We start from the raw sequence: 16,216 nt of genomic DNA on the forward strand, positions 1-16,216 counted from the left end.
GAGGGTCATGAAGGCCGAAGAGATCCGGACCAAGACCCTCGACGAACTCGAGGGCCAGCTGGGTGACCTGAAGAAGGAGCAGTTCAACCTGCGCTTCCAGAAGGCCACCGGACAGCTCGAGAACGTCGCTCGCGTCCGTCAGGTTCGCCGCGACATCGCCCGCGTCAAGACCATCGCCGCGCAGAAGCGCGCCGAGAAGAAGTAAGGAGAGGGCATATGCCGAAGCGTGTGCTCGAGGGCATCGTCGTCAGCGACAAGCAGGATAAGACAATCGTGGTGAAGGTGGAGCGCCGCTTCACCCATCCGCTTCTGAAGAAGACGGTGCGTCGCACCAAGAACTATCACGCCCACGATGAAGGCAATGCCTTCAAGACGGGCGACGTGGTGAGCATCGAGGAGGGCGCGCCCTTGTCGAAGCTGAAGCGTTGGGTCGTGCTGCCGAAGGCCTGAGCTTTTCGGTGATCGTTAGAACAGCGCGCCGCCGTCGGGGAGACCCGAGACGGGCGCGAAAGGAAGAGGTTGCGTCATGATCCAGATGCAAACCAATCTCGACGTGGCGGACAATTCGGGCGCACGCCGCGTCATGTGCATCAAGGTGCTCGGAGGCGCGAAGCGCCGCTACGCCCACGTCGGCGACATCATTGTCGTCTCCGTGAAGGAAGCGATTCCGCGTGGCCGCGTGAAGAAGGGCGACGTCATGAAGGCGGTCGTCGTTCGCACCGCGAAGGACATCCGCCGCATCGACGGCTCGGTGATCCGCTTCGACAAGAATGCGGCAGTTCTGATCAACAATCAGAAGGAGCCGATCGGCACCCGCATCTTCGGACCGGTTCCGCGCGAACTCCGCGCCAAGAACCACATGAAGATCATCTCGCTCGCTCCGGAGGTGCTGTAATGGCCGCCAAGATCAAGAAGGGCGACAAGGTCGTCGTCCTTGCTGGTCGCGACAAGGGTCGCACCGGTGAGGTGATCCAGGTCATGCCGACCGAAAGCCGCGCTCTCGTGCGCGGCGTCAATATCGTCAAGCGCCATCAGCGCCAGAGCCAGACCCAGGAGGGCGGGATCATCTCCAAGGAGAGCCCCATCCATCTGTCGAACCTGGCCTATGCCGACCCGAAGACCGGCAAGCCGACGCGTATCGGCTTCAAGGTTCTCGCCGACGGCAAGAAGGTGCGTGTGGCCAAGAAGTCCGGGGAGACCATCGATGGCTGAGGCGGCTTACACCCCGCGCCTCAAGGCGCATTACGACAGCGTGGTCCGGCAGAAGCTGGCCGAGGAGTTCGGTTACAAGAACCCCCTCGAGATCCCCGCGATCGAGAAGATCGTCGTCAACATGGGCGTCGGCGAATCCACCGCCGACTCCAAGAAGGCGACGGTTGCCGCAGCGGATCTCGCGCTGATCACCGGCCAGCGGCCGGTCATCACCCGGGCCCGCCAGGCCATCTCGAACTTCAAGGTTCGCGAGAACATGCCGCTGGGCTGCAAGGTCACCCTTCGCAAGCAGCGCATGTACGAGTTCCTCGACCGCCTGGTGACGATCGCGCTTCCCCGCGTTCGTGACTTCCGCGGCCTCAACCCGAAGAGCTTCGACGGCCGTGGCAACTTCGCCATGGGCCTGAAGGAGCACGTCGTGTTCCCCGAGATCTCCTATGACAAGGTGGATCAGATGTGGGGCATGGACATCATCGTGTGCACCACCGCCAGGACCGACGAGGAAGCTCGCGCTCTCCTCAAGGCCTTCAACTTCCCGTTCCGGCAGTGAGCCGGGTTTCTTGAACTAGAAGCCCGTCTCAGACGCGGAAACCAGGAGAAAACGATGGCGAAAAAGAGCTCCATCGAAAAGAACAACTACCGCCGCACTCTGGTTGCGCGGGATGCCAAGAAGCGCGCTGCGCTGAAGGCGACCGTGATGGACCAGTCGATCTCGATCGAGGAGCGTTTCGCGGCGACCGTGAAGCTGGCGAGCCTGCCGCGCAATGGCGCCAGGGTTCGCATCAAGAACCGCTGCGAAGTCACCGGCCGTCCGCGGGCGTTCTATCGCAAGCTCGGCATGAGCCGCGTGGCTCTGCGTGACCTCGGCAACAAGGGGCTCGTTCCGGGCCTCGTGAAGTCGAGCTGGTGAGAGGAGACAGATCATGGCTCTCAACGATCCGCTCGGCGATATGCTGACCCGCATCCGCAACGCGCAGATGCGCCGCAAGACCCTCGTGCTGACGCCGGGTTCGAAGCTGCGCGCCCGCGTCCTCGACGTGCTCAAATCGGAAGGCTACATCCGCGACTACATGACCGTCACGCACCCGAACGGTCGTTCGGAGTTCGAGATCGAGCTCAAGTATTTCGACGGTGAGCCGGTCATCCGCCAGATTGCGCGTGTGTCCAAGCCCGGCCGGCGCGTCTATGCCGGCGTCGGCAACTCGCCGCGCGTCTCCAACGGTCTCGGCATCACGATCATCTCGACCCCCAAGGGCGTGATGGCCGACCATGATGCGCGGGAACAGAATGTAGGCGGGGAGGTGCTCTGCACGGTCTTCTGACCTGGCAGGGCTCCCTCACGACAAAGGACGATATCCAATGTCTCGTATCGGTAAGAAGCCGGTCGACCTGCCGCAGGGCGTCACCGCCCAGGTGTCCGGCCAGACCGTGAAGATGAAGGGCCCCAAGGGTGAGCTGTCGTTCACCTGCCCCGATGACGTCCTCGTCAAGATGGAGGGCAACGTGGTCAAGGTGGACCCCCGCGACCAGGGCAAGCGCGCCCGCTCCATGTGGGGCATGGCACGCACCCGCGTCTCCAACCTCGCCGTCGGCGTGAGCAAGGGCTTCGAGAAGAAGCTCGAGATCACCGGCGTCGGCTATCGTGCTGCGGCCCAGGGCAAGGTTCTGAACCTCGCGCTCGGCTACAGCCACGACATCAACTATCCCGTGCCGGAAGGCATCACCATTGCGACCCCGAAGCCGACCGAGATTGTCATCTCCGGCAACGACAAGCAGCAGGTGGGCCAGGTCGCCGCCGAGATCCGCGACTATCGCGGTCCGGAGCCCTACAAGGGCAAGGGCGTCCGTTACGCGGGCGAATTCATCTTCCGCAAGGAAGGCAAGAAGAAGTAAGGCGACGGCCCCGTCTCGGGGCCTGTCCGTCTTCCGGGCGCGATCCGGGTTCGGATCGCGTCGATCAAAGGAGCTGGCTATGGCCAATTTTAAGGATGCAACGGAGCGTCGCAAGGCGCGTGTCCGTCGGGCCCTGCGCTCGACGGCGAATGGGCGTCCGCGGCTGAGCGTCTTCCGTTCGTCGAAGCATATCTATGCGCAGATCATCGACGATGCGAATGGCGTGACGGTTGCGAGTGCCTCGTCACTGGAGAAGGACCTGAAGTCTTCGCTGAAGACCGGTGCCGATCAGGCTGCGGCGTCTGCCGTCGGCAAGCTCGTCGCCGAGCGCGCGGTGCAGGCAGGGGTTTCCACCGTGGTCTTCGACCGCGGCGCCTATCTCTATCACGGGCGCGTCAAGGCGCTCGCCGACGGCGCCCGCGAGGGCGGCCTGAGCTTCTAACGGATACGGGCGGCCCCGCCGCCGAAAGGACAGAACATGGCTCGGGAACGTGAACGCGAGCGCAACCGCGAAGAGCGCGACAGCGAATTCACCGACAAGCTCGTGCACATCAACCGTGTCTCCAAGACGGTGAAGGGCGGCAAGCGGTTCGGCTTCGCAGCGCTCGTCGTCGTGGGCGACCAGAAGGGCCGCGTCGGCTTCGGCCACGGCAAGGCCCGTGAGGTGCCGGAAGCGATCCGCAAGGCGACCGAAGCTGCCAAGCGCGGCTTCATCCGCGTCGCTCTGCGCGAGGGTCGCACACTCCATCATGACGTGCACGGCCGCCACGGCGCCGGCAAGGTCATCCTGCGCGCCGCTCCGGCCGGTACCGGCATCATCGCCGGCGGCCCGATGCGCGCCGTCTTCGAAACGCTCGGCATGGCCGACGTGGTCGCCAAGTCGATGGGGTCTTCCAACCCCTACAACATGGTGCGTGCCACGTTCGACGCGCTGAAGAACCAGGACAGCCCGCGCTCCGTCGCGGCTCGCCGTGGCCTCAAGGTGTCGGTCCTCCAGGCCCGCCGCCAGGAGGAAGGCGAGGGCGACGCGTAAGGATCGGATCCATGGCCAACAAAGCAACCGTCACCATCGAGCAGATCGGTTCGCCGATCCGCCGCGAGAAGTCGCAGGAAGCGACCCTCGTCGGTCTGAAGCTCAACAAGCTGCACCGTCGTGCCACGCTGGAGGACACCCCGAGTGTCCGCGGCATGATCGCGAAGGTCGCTCACCTCGTGAAAGTGGTGGATTGATCTCATGAAACTCACCGACATGAAGGACAACGACGGCGCAACGCATCGCAAGATGCGCGTCGGTCGTGGCATCGGGTCCGGCAAGGGCAAGACCTCCGGCCGCGGCGTGAAGGGGCAGAAGTCCCGTTCCGGCGTCGCCATCAAGGGCTTCGAGGGCGGCCAGATGCCGATCCATCGCCGCCTGCCGAAGCGCGGCTTCAACAACATCTTCCGTCTCTCGTTCGTCGAGGTGACGCTCGCCCGCATCCAGCGCGCGATCGACTCCGGGAAGCTGAAGGCCGGCAACGTCGATGAGGCCGGTCTGGTCTCGAGCGGCGTCGTCCGCCGCGCCCGCGACGGCATCCGTCTGGTTGCCACCGGCGAGCTCAAGGCGAAGATCGACCTGACCGTTTCCGGCGCCTCCGCCGGCGCGGTTGCGGCGGTCGAGAAGGCCGGCGGCTCCGTCACGCTCCTCAAGGCGAAGGAAGAGGCCGCGGCCTGACGGCTGGCGCGCCCCGTCCTTTCGCGACGATCAAGCTTCGAGGGGCCGGTTCGACGAGGACCGGCCCCTTTTCATCTGTGCGCTGTCCTGTCGCCTGCCGTCCTGCGGCGTGCGGGGGGCTGGCGAAGGCGGCTCCGGGCCGCTAAGTGAATGCGACTTTTCCGGATGGACGCGTCCGTCCCTCATGCATCGGAGCCACCATGGCATCGGCAGCGGAACAACTTGCAGCCAATCTGAATTTCGGCGCCTTCGGCAAGGCCGAGGATCTCAAGAAGCGCCTGTGGTTCACTCTCGGCGCGCTGCTCGTCTATCGCCTCGGCACCTATATTCCGTTGCCGGGCATCGATCCGGAAGCGCTGCGCCAGATCTTCAACGTCAATCAGGGCGCGCTGGCGATGTTCAATGTGTTCGCCGGTGGCGCCGTCGGGCGCATGGCGATCTTTGCGCTGAACATCATGCCCTACATCTCCGCCTCCATCATCATCCAGTTGCTGACCGCCGTCGTGCCGGAACTGGAGAAGCTGAAGAAGGAGGGCGAGCAGGGCCGCAAGCAGATCAACCAGTACACCCGCTATCTGACCGTCGTGCTCGCCGTGTTCCAGTCGTGGGGCATTGCGGTGGGCCTGCAGTCCTCCGGCTCGGTCGTGGCCAATCCGGGCCTGTTCTTCGTCATGAGCACGGTGATCACGCTGACCGGCGGCACCATGTTCCTGATGTGGCTCGGCGAGCAGATCACCCAGCGCGGCGTCGGCAACGGCATTTCGCTGATCATCTTCGCCGGTATCGTCGCTGAACTGCCCAGTGTCCTGGCGCAGGCCTTCGAACTCGGCCGCCAGGGTGTCATCTCGACGCCGCTGCTGCTGGCGCTGCTGGTTCTGATCGGTGTCACGATCGTCATCATCGTCTTCTTCGAGAGGGCCCAGCGGCGGCTGCTGATCCAGTATCCAAAGCGTCAGCAGGGCAACAAGGTCTTCGAGGGCAATTCCTCGCACCTGCCGCTCAAGCTGAACACGGCCGGCGTCATTCCGCCGATCTTCGCCTCGTCCCTCCTGCTCCTGCCGACCACGGCCCTGTCGTTCCAGACCAATCCCGCGGAATGGCTGCGCCTCACCGCCCAGTTGCTGGGTCATGGCCAGCCGCTGTTCATGGCGCTCTACGCGCTGCTGATCATCTTCTTCTGCTTCTTCTACACGGCCATCGTGTTCAATCCGACGGAGACGGCCGACAACCTGCGCAAGTATGGCGGCTTCATTCCCGGCATCCGGCCCGGCGAGAAGACGGCGCAGTACATCGACTATGTCCTCACCCGCATCACGGTCGTCGGCGCCGCTTACATCACCCTGGTCTGCCTATTGCCCGAAGTGCTGATTGGCCAGCTTGGACAAAGCTTCTATCTCTTGGGCGGCACGTCGCTGCTCATCGTCGTCACGGTGACGCTCGATACGGTGGCGCAGGTGCAGGGATATCTGTTGGCCCATCAGTATGAGGGGCTGATCAAGAAGTCGCAGCTCAGGGGGAAACGTCGATGAAGCTGATTCTGCTCGGGCCACCCGGGGCGGGGAAGGGGACCCAAGCACAGCGTCTGGTGGACAGGCACGGCATCGTCCAGCTGTCCACCGGAGACATGCTGCGGGCGGCGGTCAAGGCGGGCACGCCCGTCGGTCTGAAGGCGAAGGATGTCATGGCGCGCGGCGAGCTGGTGTCGGACGACATCGTCGTCGGCATCATCGAGGACCGCATCGCCGAGCCGGACTGCGCCAAGGGATTCATTCTCGACGGTTTCCCGCGCACGGTCGCCCAGGCCGAGGCGCTTGACCAGATGCTGGCGAGGCACGGCCTTGGCCTTGAAGCCGTCATCGAACTGAAGGTGGACGAGAGCATCCTCGTCGGCCGCATCGAGAAGCGCGTCGCCGAGATGACGGCGCGCGGCGAACCTGTCCGTGCCGACGACAACGCGGAATCGCTCAGGAAGCGTCTCGATGCCTATCGCGCCCAGACTGCGCCCGTCTCCGACTACTACGCATCGAAGGGCGCGCTGAAGACGGTCGACGGCATGGCACCGATCGATGACGTCACCAAAGCCATCGCTGCCCATCTCCCCGTCTGACGATTTCCGGTGATTTCGTCTTGACGTGCGGCCGAGGGCGGGCTATGCGCCCCATCTCGTCCGATCGACGGTGACATCGGTCCGTCTGCTGTGCAGGCGGATCGAACTGTTTCAAGGACAACCGCACAAGGGCCGGCCTCCACCGGACGTGCGGGTTCATTTCCCACCGCGGCAACGCGGATCACATGGAGACGAGATATGGCTCGTATCGCGGGTGTCAACATCCCGACCAACAAGCGCGTCGTCATCGCGCTGCAGTACATTCACGGCATTGGCGCCAAGTATGCCGCCGAGATCTGCGACAAGGTCAAGATTCCGGCCGAGCGCCGCGTCAACCAGCTGACCGACCAGGAAGTCCTGGCCGTCCGCGAGACCATCGACCGCGACTACATGGTCGAGGGCGACCTCCGCCGTGAAGTGTCGATGAACATCAAGCGTCTGATGGACCTCGGCTGCTACCGCGGCCTGCGTCACCGCAAGGGCCTCCCCGTTCGCGGCCAGCGCACCCACACCAACGCCCGCACCCGCAAGGGTCCGGCGAAGGCGATCGCCGGCAAGAAGAAGTAATCCGGATCCGGGGCGCCCCGCGCGCGCCGACCGTTTCCCGAGCGCCTGGCATTACGGGCGCGCCCGAAGGACAAGGACTGAAATATGGCCAAGGAAGCCACCCGCGTTCGCCGCCGCGAGCGAAAGAACATCGCCTCCGGCGTCTGCCATGTGAACGCGTCGTTCAACAACACGATGATCACCATCACCGACGCACAGGGCAACACCATCGCCTGGTCGTCGTCGGGCACGATGGGCTTCAAGGGTTCGCGCAAGTCGACCCCCTATGCCGCCCAGGTCGCCGCCGAGGATGCTGCCCGCAAGGCCTCCGAGCACGGCATGCGCACCGTCGAGGTCGAGGTGTCCGGTCCCGGCTCGGGCCGCGAGTCGGCGCTCCGCGCCCTCCAGGCCGCCGGCTTCACCGTCACCTCCATCCGTGACGTGACCCCGATCCCGCACAATGGCTGCCGGCCGCGCAAGCGCCGCCGCGTCTGAGCGTTCGCACTTCTCGCAATCGCGGGCCGGCCTGTGGCGGTCCGCGGTTCTCCGCCCCATGCCGAAAGGCTTCAGGGGAACCGGTCGTCAGGGTCCTGCAGGGGACGAGACAGCGGCCAGATCAAAGCGAAGGTAACACCCCGTGATCCAGAAAAACTGGCAGGAACTCATCAAGCCGGAGAAGCTCCACATCGTTCCCGGCGATGATCCGAAGCGTTTCGCCACCGCGACTGCCGAGCCGCTTGAGCGCGGGTTCGGCGTGACGCTCGGCAACGCCCTGCGCCGCGTCCTCCTCTCCTCGCTCCAGGGCGCCGCCGTCTCGGCCGTCCAGATCGACGGCGTGCTCCACGAGTTCTCGTCTATCCCGGGCGTGCGCGAGGACGTCACCGACATCATCCTCAACATCAAGGACATCGCCATCAAGATGCAGGGCGACGGTCCGAAGCGCATGGTCGTGCGCAAGGAAGGCCCGGGCGTCGTCACCGCCGGCGACATCCAGACCGTCGGCGACGTGGTGATCCTCAACCCCGAGTTGGTCATCTGCACCCTCGACGAGGGCTCCTCGATCCGCATGGAGTTCACCGTCAATACCGGCAAGGGCTACGTCCCCGCCGAGAAGAACCGCGCCGAGGACGCGCCGATCGGTCTCATCCCGATCGACAGCCTCTACGCGCCGGTGAAGAAGGTGTCCTACCAGGTGTCGCCGACCCGCGAGGGCCAGGTTCTCGACTATGACAAGCTGACCCTGACGGTGGAGACCGACGGCTCGGTCTCGCCCGAGGACGCGATCGCCTATGCGGCCCGCATCCTGCAGGACCAGCTCGAAATCTTCGTGAACTTCGAGGAGCCGCGCAAGGAAGTCGTCCAGGAGTCGATCCCGGACCTCGCCTTCAATCCGGCGCTGCTGAAGAAGGTCGACGAACTGGAGCTTTCGGTCCGCTCGGCCAACTGCCTGAAGAACGACAACATCGTCTATATCGGCGACCTGATCCAGAAGACCGAGGCGGAAATGCTCCGCACTCCGAACTTCGGCCGCAAGTCGCTGAACGAGATCAAGGAAGTGCTTGCCCAGATGGGCCTCCACCTCGGTATGGAGGTTACGGGCTGGCCGCCGGAGAATATCGAAGAGCTCGCCAAGCGCTTCGAGGACCACTACTGATTTTCATTCTCGCCGACCGTGAGGTCCGCGAGCTACCGGAGGACAAGGCGATGCGTCACGGCAAAGCCCACCGCAAGTTCAATCGCACGGCCGAGCATCGTCAGGCGATGTTCGCCAACATGTGCGCTGCGCTCATCAAGCACGAGCAGATCGTCACCACCCTGCCGAAGGCGAAGGACCTGCGTCCGATCGTCGAGAAGCTGGTGACGCTCGGCAAGCGCGGCGATCTGCACGCCCGTCGCCAGGCGGTCTCGCAGATTCGCGACCTTGGTATGGTCAAGAAGCTCTTCGAGGTTCTCGGCCCCCGCTACCAGTCGCGTCAGGGTGGCTACACCCGCGTGCTGAAGGCGGGCTTCCGTTACGGCGACAATGCGCCGGTCGCGGTGATCGAGTTCGTCGACCGCGATGTCGACGCCAAGGGCAAGGACTCCGGTCCGGTCCAGGCAAAGCAGCAGGATCAGGCCGCGGCCTGATCGCGCGCCGAACGAAAAGTGAGGCTCGCCTTCGGGCGGGCCGGCGCAAGGGCGGCCTAAAGCGGCCGCCCTTTTTTCTTGTCTGGCTGTGAACTCTCAATAGCGTCTGCCCCGATGTCGGGCAGGCGCCGCTATGTGACTGTCCTTGTCCAATAACTATAATCCGCGGCGCGGCGAACGCGGTTCCAAATCTCATCGGTCATTTGGAACTGCCACGCACCACCAAGAACCCAAGCCATTCGCCGATCCGAGCGGGCTTCGCGTTCGAACCTGTCGATAAAATCTGGACCGTGGAACGACAGCAGGTCTTCGACAGGGCCTGCCGCGAGCGAACCGCATACTGCCTGCGCTTCCGTAGGGGCCTCGCAATAGAAGTCGGCCTCGGGATAGGCTCTCACAACCAACAAGATGGTCTCCCACGTGAGATCGGGCGCCTCCAGTGGGGAGTCCATCAGGAGGAAATCGGCTCCATAGTTTGACTCATCAATACTGTCGCTCCTGCGACTGGCTATCCAATCAGCCGCAAGATCCTTTGCTGTGGGGGGCGTCCAAGCCATATCGGGAAGTTGGCCCAACATTGGAGTGCCCGCAAGGAGCCTCTATTGCTTGGCGGTCAGCGGCGGGCTGTCGCAAGCTCCGCCGCAAGGCCGCTCGCCATGATCCCGCCCGCCATCGCGAAGACGAGCGTGTGGCTGCCTGTCGCTGCCAATAGCGCGGTGAAGCCATAGGCAGCGGCGGCCTGAACCACGGCGAAGGCGACGGTCTGGAGCGCCCAGGCGGCTGTATGGGCCTCCGGTCCGACGATCTCGCGGGTACGGCCGGATGTGGATGATCCGAGCCCGATCATCAAGCCGCCTGCCATCATGGCCGACAGTGTCAGCAGCACGAGATTGTGGGTCAGCGCGGGGATGGCCGCGCCGATCGCCATGAGCGCGACGATGATGCGCAGCACCGGTCCGTAGCCGAACCGGTCGGCAGCGAGTCCGGCGACCATCGGCGCGATGACGGCGGTGATGCCCGCTGCAACCCAGATCCAGCCGCCGATCGCGAGCCCGAAGCCAAGATCGCGGGCGACGTGGTCGACGAAGAAGATCGTGTGCGGCACATAGCCCGCGGCGGCGCCGCAATAGGCCGCGGCGAGCCCGAGGAAGGCGGGCGCGCGCCGCCAGGCCGGAGCGGGCGCGTTGCGGCGGGCTGCGACCGGTGGCGCCGATCGTGGCAGCAGCGCCATCATCACGACGCTGGCGACCGCCAGGGCCGCGGCGAGCGCCAGCCAGGCGGGCCCCGGGCCCGACGCCGCGAAGGCTGGCACGGCGGTGCCCGACAGCACGAAACCCGTGCCGACCCCGGCAAAGGCAAGGCCGTTGGCCCGTCCGCGATGCGAAGGGGCCACCACATTGGCGACGACGGGCGGGATGACGATCATCAGCACGCCGCCCGTCGCGCCCGACAACGCCCTCAGCGCGATGAAGAGCCAGGCGGGAAGCGGCACGGCGGAAGCGGCGAAGGCTGTCACGGCGAGCGTGGCGGCGAGCGCAATGGCCGCGCGAACCCCGAGCGCGCGGGCGCTCGCCAGCGCCGTTCCCGCGCCGACGATATAGCCGGCGAGGTTGAAGGCGCCGGCGAGATGCAGGGTGGTGGGCGAGGCCCAGCCCGCCTCGACCATGGCGGGAATCAGCGGCGGATAGCCGAACCGGCCCATCCCCACACCGATCAGAAGGCCGCAATAGCCGGCAAGGACGGGAGAGAAGAAGTCCCGCCAGGCCCGTGCCGCCGGCATCAGGCGCTGCGCTCGACCGCCACGCTGCGGCAATCCATCTCGTAGTCGAGGCCGATCACCGGCGGCCGGTTGAAATGCCAGATGACGCCGGCCCGCGCGGCGCCGCGCGAGACGATCTCCTCGGCCATGAACGGATGGATGTCGTGGACGCAATAGATCTGCGTCGCCGTCGTGTCCGGCCAGCCGTGGCCGAAGGCGGCCATCCGCTTCTCCATCTGCTGCAGCACGAAGACCGCCTTCTCCCGCATGCCGTCGGGGCTCGTGTCGTTGAGCCGGACGATGCGCTCGGCATAGGAGCCCGCGCCCTCCCGCGCCTCGCCCGAGCCGGAGATGACGAACTGCGGCGCGCCGACGTCGCCCTCCGCGATGAAGGAGAACGCGTGGAACGAGGGCTCGGGCGGTCCGCCGATCTGCGGACAGACATTGGAACGGGCGACGGGGTTCGCCTTCGTCGCGGGGTCGTAGATGCCCCAGGCCGCAAGGGTCCCGACATAGACCTCGTTGAAGGCCTTGAAGCCGGCATCGTCGAAGGGCGCGGGCGACCGCAATTCGCAGGCGCAGAAGGACGTCAGCGGCCGGCCGGCTCCCTGGATGATCGCCGCGATCCGCTCGAAGCCCTGCTTCAGCGGCACGGGCTGGCGGAACATGACGCGCTGGACGTGATAGCCGGGCATGGCCGCCGCGCCGGCGGAGTACTGGAACACGCTCGGCACGTAGCGGTAGTTGCCGGCGGCAAAGTCGGTCGATGTCATGGCGGTCTCCGCGTTTCCTCGGGTGCGAGCGTGGTCGCTGAGCCGGAACCGGTCAATCGGCGGGAATGCATCGGCCGCCTGCATTCCCTTCCGGGACCGCCAGGCCATCGCTATATTGCAGGCATGATCAGACTCGCACCCGTTATCCTCGCCGCCGCGCTGTCGGCCCTTGTTCCTGGCAGCGCCCATGCCCAGCGCCAGGCGCCCCAGACGCGCGCCGAGGTGCAACTCTCCTTCGCGCCCGTCGTGAAGCGGGCCGCGCCTGCCGTCGTCAACGTCTATGGCGCGCGCGTCGAGCAGGTGCAGAACCATCCCTTCTTCGACGACCCGATCTTCCGCCGCTTCTTCGGCGACCGGGGCGGGCAGGGCGGACCGCAGGGGCCGGGTCGGGCCGAGGTCGCGCGCTCGCTCGGTTCCGGCGTCATCGTCGATCGTTCGGGTCTCGTGATCACCAACAACCACGTCATCCAGAACATGACGGAGGTGAAGATCGCGCTTGCCGACCGGCGCGAGTTCGAGGTGGACATCGTGCTGCGCGACCCGCGCACCGATCTCGCCATCCTGAAGTTGAAGAGCCCGCCCACCGACCTCGCCGTCCTCGATATCGGCGATTCCGACGGGCTTGAGGTGGGCGACATCGTTCTCGCCATCGGCAATCCCTTCGGCGTCGGCCAGACGGTGACGCAGGGCATCATCTCGGCTCTCGCCCGCACCCAGGTCGGCGTCGCCGACTACCAATCCTTCGTCCAGACGGACGCCGCCATCAATCCCGGCAATTCCGGCGGCGCGCTTGTGGACATGACCGGCCGCCTCGTCGGCGTGAACACCGCCATCTTCTCACGCTCCGGCGGCAGCCATGGCATCGGCTTCGCCATTCCCACCGCGCTCGTGCGCCTCGTCGTGGAATCAGCGAAGGCGGGGAGCCAGACCGTCCAGCGCCCCTGGTTCGGCGGCCGGTTGCAAACCGTGACCGCCGATGTCGCCGAGAGCCTGAGGCTGGCCCGGCCGACCGGCGCCCTGGTCGTCTCCGTGGTCCCGAATTCCCCGGCCGCCAGGGCCGGCATGCGCGCCGGCGACCTCATCACCGCCGTGGACGGCCAGGTGGTCGAGGACCCCGACGGTTTCGGCTACCGCTTCGGCGTCAAGCCCATCGGAGGCATGGCGAGCATCGCTGTCACCCGCAGCGGCCGCAACCTCGTCGTGCCGGTCGCGCTGGAGCCGGCGCCGCCGGGCGGACAGGACGCCATTACCCTGACCGGTCCGTCCCCCTTCGCGGGTGCGAAGGTCGCGACACTCGCCCCCGGTCTTGCGGATGAACTGCGCGTCTCCCATCGCACCGAGGGTGTGGTCATCATGGCGGTCGAGCCGTCCTCGGCCGCAGGACAGGTTGGCCTTCAGCCCGGCGACATCGTTCTCGGGGTCAATGGCCGCGAGATCCGGTCACCGGAGGACCTGCGCGAGGCGACCGCGCAGCGTTCGCGCCTCTGGCGTTTCCAGATCGATCGCGGCGGCCAGATCATCAATTCCATGCTGGGCGGCTGAGGCCCGTGGACCTTTTCGAGGCCGCCGGCCCGGACCCCAAGGCGCCGCGCCCGCTCGCCGACCGGCTCCGGCCGAAGACGCTGGCCGAGGTCGCCGGGCAGGATCACCTGACCGGACCTGACGGTGCGCTGACGCGGCTCCTGCGCACCCGCTCGCTCGGCTCGCTGATCTTCTGGGGGCCTCCGGGCACCGGCAAGACGACGGTCGCCCGCTTGCTTGCCGGCGAGACCGACCTCGCTTTCGAGCAGGTCTCGGCCATCTTCACCGGCGTCGCCGACCTCAAGAAGGTCTTCGAGCAGGCGAGAGCGCGCCGGGTGCAGGGCAGGGGCACGCTGCTCTTCGTCGACGAGATTCACCGCTTCAACCGCTCGCAGCAGGACGCTTTCCTGCCGGTGGTCGAGGACGGCACGGTGACGCTCGTCGGTGCGACCACGGAAAACCCCTCCTTCGAGCTGAATGCGGCGCTGCTCTCCCGCGCGCGCGTGCTGACCTTCCGTGCGCTCGACGACGACGCGCTGGAGAAGCTGCTGGCCCGCGCCGAGGCGCTGGAGGAGAGGCCGCTGCCGCTCGACGCCGATGCCCGGCTCGCGCTCGTTCGCATGGCCGATGGCGACGGGCGCGCCGTGCTCACCCTCGGGGAAGAGGTCTGGCGGGCCGCCGGCGAGGGCGAGGTCTTCGACACCGCCGGCCTCTCCGAGATCGTTCAGCGCCGGGCGCCGATCTATGACAAGGCGCAGGAGGGCCACTACAACCTCATTTCCGCGCTCCACAAGACGGTGCGCGGCTCCGATCCCGATGCCGCCCTCTATTACCTCGCCCGCATGCTCGATGCCGGCGAGAACCCGCTCTTCATCGCCCGGCGCGTCGTGCGCATGGCGGTGGAGGACATCGGCCTCGCCGATCCCCAGGCCCTCGTCGTCGCCAATGCCGCCAAGGACGCCTACGACTTCCTCGGCAGTCCCGAGGGCGAACTGGCGCTGGCCAATGCCGTTCTCTATGTCGCGACCGCGCCGAAATCGAACGCCGCCTATACGGCGTGGAAGGCGGCCCTGGCGCTGGCCAAGGAGCGCGGCAGCCTGACGCCTCCGAAGACCATCCTCAACGCCCCGACGAAGCTGATGAAGTCGGAAGGCTATGGCGAGGGCTATGCCTACGACCATGACGCGCCCGACGCCTTCTCCGGTCAGGACTACTGGCCCGAGGCGCTCGGCCGGCAGTCGTTCTACAAGCCCGTGGAGCGCGGCTTCGAGCGCAAGATCGGCAAGCGGATGGAATGGTGGGCGAAACTCCGGAACGAGCGGGGCGGCTGAGACCGGAGAATGTAGGCCAGCCGCCCCTCCGGTCACGCCGCGAGCGGATGCCTGCCAAACCGCGCGATGATCTCCCCCAGGCCGACATGGCCGCGGCAGGCGCCCGACCCCTCAGGTTGCTCGCCATTCTCGATCGCGACCGCGAACTGCACGGCCGGGTCAGACCCCAGACGCGCCTTGAGCGCCGACAGTTTTGGGTAGGCCGTAGCGTCCACCGCCTCGTGGAACTCCGCCCAGCGGGCAACGCCGACGAAAATGGCGTCGGCGAGGCTGGGCCGATCCCCGACAAGATAGGGACCGTCGCCGATCATGGCCTCGAGCTTGCCGTGCCGGTCGGCCACCGCCATGAGGCCATAGCGGCGCAGGACCTTCAGCTCGTCGGCCGACAGGGCGTCGCTTTCCATGGCGACCCAGAGCGGCGAGAAGGCGCCGGTGAAGCCGGTATTCACATATGCCATGAACTGCGCCATGCGGTCGGCTTCCAGCGTGCCGAGCGCGAAGCTGATGCGCCGCTGCGTATCGCGCGCCGCCAGATGGCCGGCGATGGCCATGGTCTCGGTTAGCACCAGGCCGTCTGCGGTGATCAGCGCCGGCGTCTCCTGCCGGCCGTTGAGGCGGGCGAAGGCCTCGGTCTTCATCTCGCCGAGCATGTCGACTCGGCATAGGCGGTACGGTTGGCCGAGCCATTCCAGCGCGGCGACAAGCCCCATCGAACTTCCCAGCGGGAAGCCATAGACAAGGATCGGTTCCATTGATGTAGTTCCAGGTGATTGAAGGGATCGCTGCGCAGCGAGGCTGGAACTTAGGAACCGTGGCGCCTAAGTAAATGACGCACAATTTTGTAACCAGGAGCGGTCCGTGAAGGATGTCGTTTCGCAATGCCCCATCGAGGAGGTCATGCGCGTCCTCTCCGGCCGCTGGCCGACGCTGCTGATCTACTATCTCAAGGACGGGACCAGGCGGTTCAACGAACTCAGGCGCGACAATCCGACCGTCTCCCACCGCATCCTGACGCTAGAACTGCGCAAGCTGGAGGCCGCGGGCATCGTGCGGCGCACGGCCTTCGCAGGCTATCCGCTCAGGGTCGACTACGACCTGACGCCAGCCGGCCGCCGCCTGCTGCCGCTTATCGATGCGCTTGCCGGCTGGTGGGACACGGAGAACGCGGCCAGGCAGGCCGCGAATTCTGCGGAGGCACTGCGATCGCCAGTTCAATCGCGCGCCGAACTCGTCTAA

At 66.0% G+C, this 16,216-nt stretch carries 25 protein-coding genes; 21 read left to right on the forward strand and 4 right to left on the reverse strand.

The features are described from left to right. The first annotated feature begins 7 nt into the window (after positions 1-7). The 18 genes from rpmC to rplQ all read left to right on the forward strand — a co-directional run bounded on the left by rpmC (position 8) and on the right by rplQ (position 9,596). Complete coding sequence (gene rpmC / locus ACJ4V0_RS10025) at positions 8-205, forward strand: 50S ribosomal protein L29 (RefSeq protein WP_106748017.1); 198 nt, start codon at positions 8-10, stop codon at positions 203-205. A gap of 11 nt (positions 206-216) precedes the next feature. Further along, entirely contained in the window at positions 217-450 is a 234-nt protein-coding gene (gene rpsQ / locus ACJ4V0_RS10030; protein WP_448299432.1) for a 30S ribosomal protein S17, read from the forward strand. A 76-nt stretch (positions 451-526) separates the two neighbouring features. Next, positions 527-895 carry a 50S ribosomal protein L14 gene (gene rplN / locus ACJ4V0_RS10035; RefSeq protein ID WP_448299433.1) on the forward strand — a complete coding sequence of 123 codons (369 nt, stop codon included), beginning with the start codon at positions 527-529 and terminating at the stop codon, positions 893-895. Then, complete coding sequence (gene rplX, locus ACJ4V0_RS10040) at positions 895-1,212, forward strand: 50S ribosomal protein L24 (protein WP_448299434.1); 318 nt, start codon at positions 895-897, stop codon at positions 1,210-1,212. The genes rplN and rplX overlap by 1 nt, the downstream gene beginning before the upstream one ends. After that, positions 1,205-1,762: a 50S ribosomal protein L5 gene (gene rplE, locus ACJ4V0_RS10045; RefSeq protein WP_448299435.1), complete on the forward strand. Its 558-nt coding sequence runs from the start codon at positions 1,205-1,207 to the stop codon at positions 1,760-1,762. Before rplX ends, rplE begins: the two co-directional genes overlap by 8 nt. A 54-nt stretch (positions 1,763-1,816) precedes the next feature. Continuing rightward, complete coding sequence (rpsN, locus tag ACJ4V0_RS10050) at positions 1,817-2,122, forward strand: 30S ribosomal protein S14 (protein ID WP_448299436.1); 306 nt, start codon at positions 1,817-1,819, stop codon at positions 2,120-2,122. A 13-nt stretch (positions 2,123-2,135) separates the two neighbouring features. Continuing rightward, on the forward strand, positions 2,136-2,534 hold the full coding sequence (rpsH, locus tag ACJ4V0_RS10055; RefSeq protein WP_448299437.1) for a 30S ribosomal protein S8: 399 nt from the start codon (positions 2,136-2,138) through the stop codon (positions 2,532-2,534). A 37-nt stretch (positions 2,535-2,571) separates the two neighbouring features. After that, positions 2,572-3,105 carry a 50S ribosomal protein L6 gene (gene rplF, locus ACJ4V0_RS10060; RefSeq protein ID WP_448299438.1) on the forward strand — a complete coding sequence of 178 codons (534 nt, stop codon included), beginning with the start codon at positions 2,572-2,574 and terminating at the stop codon, positions 3,103-3,105. Between the two features lie 79 nt (positions 3,106-3,184). Beyond that, a complete protein-coding gene (gene rplR / locus ACJ4V0_RS10065) occupies positions 3,185-3,547 on the forward strand; it encodes a 50S ribosomal protein L18 (RefSeq protein WP_448299439.1) in 363 nt (120 codons plus the stop codon). Positions 3,548-3,583: 36 nt separating this feature from the next. Beyond that, a complete protein-coding gene (gene rpsE / locus ACJ4V0_RS10070; protein ID WP_108174394.1) occupies positions 3,584-4,138 on the forward strand; it encodes a 30S ribosomal protein S5 in 555 nt (184 codons plus the stop codon). Positions 4,139-4,149: 11 nt separating this feature from the next. Continuing rightward, positions 4,150-4,335: a 50S ribosomal protein L30 gene (rpmD, locus tag ACJ4V0_RS10075; RefSeq protein WP_296570726.1), complete on the forward strand. Its 186-nt coding sequence runs from the start codon at positions 4,150-4,152 to the stop codon at positions 4,333-4,335. A gap of 4 nt (positions 4,336-4,339) precedes the next feature. Continuing rightward, the gene (rplO, locus tag ACJ4V0_RS10080; RefSeq protein ID WP_448299440.1) at positions 4,340-4,816 is read left to right on the forward strand and encodes a 50S ribosomal protein L15; all 477 of its coding nucleotides are present in this window, start codon (positions 4,340-4,342) and stop codon (positions 4,814-4,816) included. A 200-nt stretch (positions 4,817-5,016) separates the two neighbouring features. Beyond that, the gene (gene secY, locus ACJ4V0_RS10085) at positions 5,017-6,345 is read left to right on the forward strand and encodes a preprotein translocase subunit SecY (RefSeq protein WP_448299441.1); all 1,329 of its coding nucleotides are present in this window, start codon (positions 5,017-5,019) and stop codon (positions 6,343-6,345) included. After that, positions 6,342-6,923, forward strand: a complete 582-nt coding sequence (locus ACJ4V0_RS10090; RefSeq protein WP_448299442.1) for an adenylate kinase — start codon at positions 6,342-6,344, stop codon at positions 6,921-6,923. The genes secY and ACJ4V0_RS10090 overlap by 4 nt, the downstream gene beginning before the upstream one ends. A gap of 198 nt (positions 6,924-7,121) precedes the next feature. Further along, entirely contained in the window at positions 7,122-7,490 is a 369-nt protein-coding gene (gene rpsM, locus ACJ4V0_RS10095; RefSeq protein WP_448299443.1) for a 30S ribosomal protein S13, read from the forward strand. Positions 7,491-7,574: 84 nt separating this feature from the next. Next, positions 7,575-7,964: a 30S ribosomal protein S11 gene (rpsK, locus tag ACJ4V0_RS10100; protein ID WP_293424902.1), complete on the forward strand. Its 390-nt coding sequence runs from the start codon at positions 7,575-7,577 to the stop codon at positions 7,962-7,964. Positions 7,965-8,106: 142 nt separating this feature from the next. Next, positions 8,107-9,123, forward strand: a complete 1,017-nt coding sequence (locus tag ACJ4V0_RS10105; RefSeq protein WP_448299444.1) for a DNA-directed RNA polymerase subunit alpha — start codon at positions 8,107-8,109, stop codon at positions 9,121-9,123. A 50-nt stretch (positions 9,124-9,173) separates the two neighbouring features. Then, positions 9,174-9,596 (forward strand): 50S ribosomal protein L17, encoded by a 423-nt coding sequence (rplQ, locus tag ACJ4V0_RS10110; RefSeq protein ID WP_448299445.1) that lies wholly within the window; start codon positions 9,174-9,176, stop codon positions 9,594-9,596. Positions 9,597-9,727: 131 nt separating this feature from the next. On the opposite strand, the gene ACJ4V0_RS10115 is transcribed toward rplQ, so the two are convergent. The 3 genes from ACJ4V0_RS10115 to cnbZ are packed head-to-tail and all read right to left on the reverse strand — an operon-like array spanning position 9,728 to position 12,128. Continuing rightward, positions 9,728-10,174 (reverse strand): DUF6869 domain-containing protein, encoded by a 447-nt coding sequence (locus ACJ4V0_RS10115; protein WP_448299446.1) that lies wholly within the window; start codon positions 10,172-10,174, stop codon positions 9,728-9,730. A 35-nt stretch (positions 10,175-10,209) separates the two neighbouring features. Beyond that, positions 10,210-11,376 carry a YbfB/YjiJ family MFS transporter gene (locus tag ACJ4V0_RS10120; protein ID WP_448299447.1) on the reverse strand — a complete coding sequence of 389 codons (1,167 nt, stop codon included), beginning with the start codon at positions 11,374-11,376 and terminating at the stop codon, positions 10,210-10,212. Next, entirely contained in the window at positions 11,376-12,128 is a 753-nt protein-coding gene (gene cnbZ, locus ACJ4V0_RS10125) for a 2-amino-5-chloromuconate deaminase CnbZ (RefSeq protein ID WP_448299448.1), read from the reverse strand. The genes ACJ4V0_RS10120 and cnbZ overlap by 1 nt, the downstream gene beginning before the upstream one ends. Positions 12,129-12,251: 123 nt before the next feature. Here cnbZ and ACJ4V0_RS10130 point away from each other — a divergent pair, with 123 nt between their 5' ends. Together ACJ4V0_RS10130 and ACJ4V0_RS10135 are read left to right on the forward strand one after the other, a co-directional pair. Continuing rightward, a complete protein-coding gene (locus ACJ4V0_RS10130) occupies positions 12,252-13,670 on the forward strand; it encodes a Do family serine endopeptidase (RefSeq protein ID WP_448299449.1) in 1,419 nt (472 codons plus the stop codon). 5 nt (positions 13,671-13,675) lie between these two features. Then, the gene (locus tag ACJ4V0_RS10135; protein ID WP_448299450.1) at positions 13,676-14,980 is read left to right on the forward strand and encodes a replication-associated recombination protein A; all 1,305 of its coding nucleotides are present in this window, start codon (positions 13,676-13,678) and stop codon (positions 14,978-14,980) included. 32 nt (positions 14,981-15,012) lie between these two features. Here the strand turns inward: ACJ4V0_RS10135 and ACJ4V0_RS10140 are convergent, their stop codons facing one another. Next, positions 15,013-15,732 (reverse strand): glutathione S-transferase family protein, encoded by a 720-nt coding sequence (locus ACJ4V0_RS10140; protein ID WP_448299451.1) that lies wholly within the window; start codon positions 15,730-15,732, stop codon positions 15,013-15,015. 106 nt (positions 15,733-15,838) lie between these two features. Between ACJ4V0_RS10140 and ACJ4V0_RS10145 the strand changes: the two genes are divergently transcribed. After that, a complete protein-coding gene (locus ACJ4V0_RS10145; protein ID WP_448299452.1) occupies positions 15,839-16,216 on the forward strand; it encodes a winged helix-turn-helix transcriptional regulator in 378 nt (125 codons plus the stop codon).

Source organism: Phreatobacter aquiterrae, from assembly GCF_053471285.1.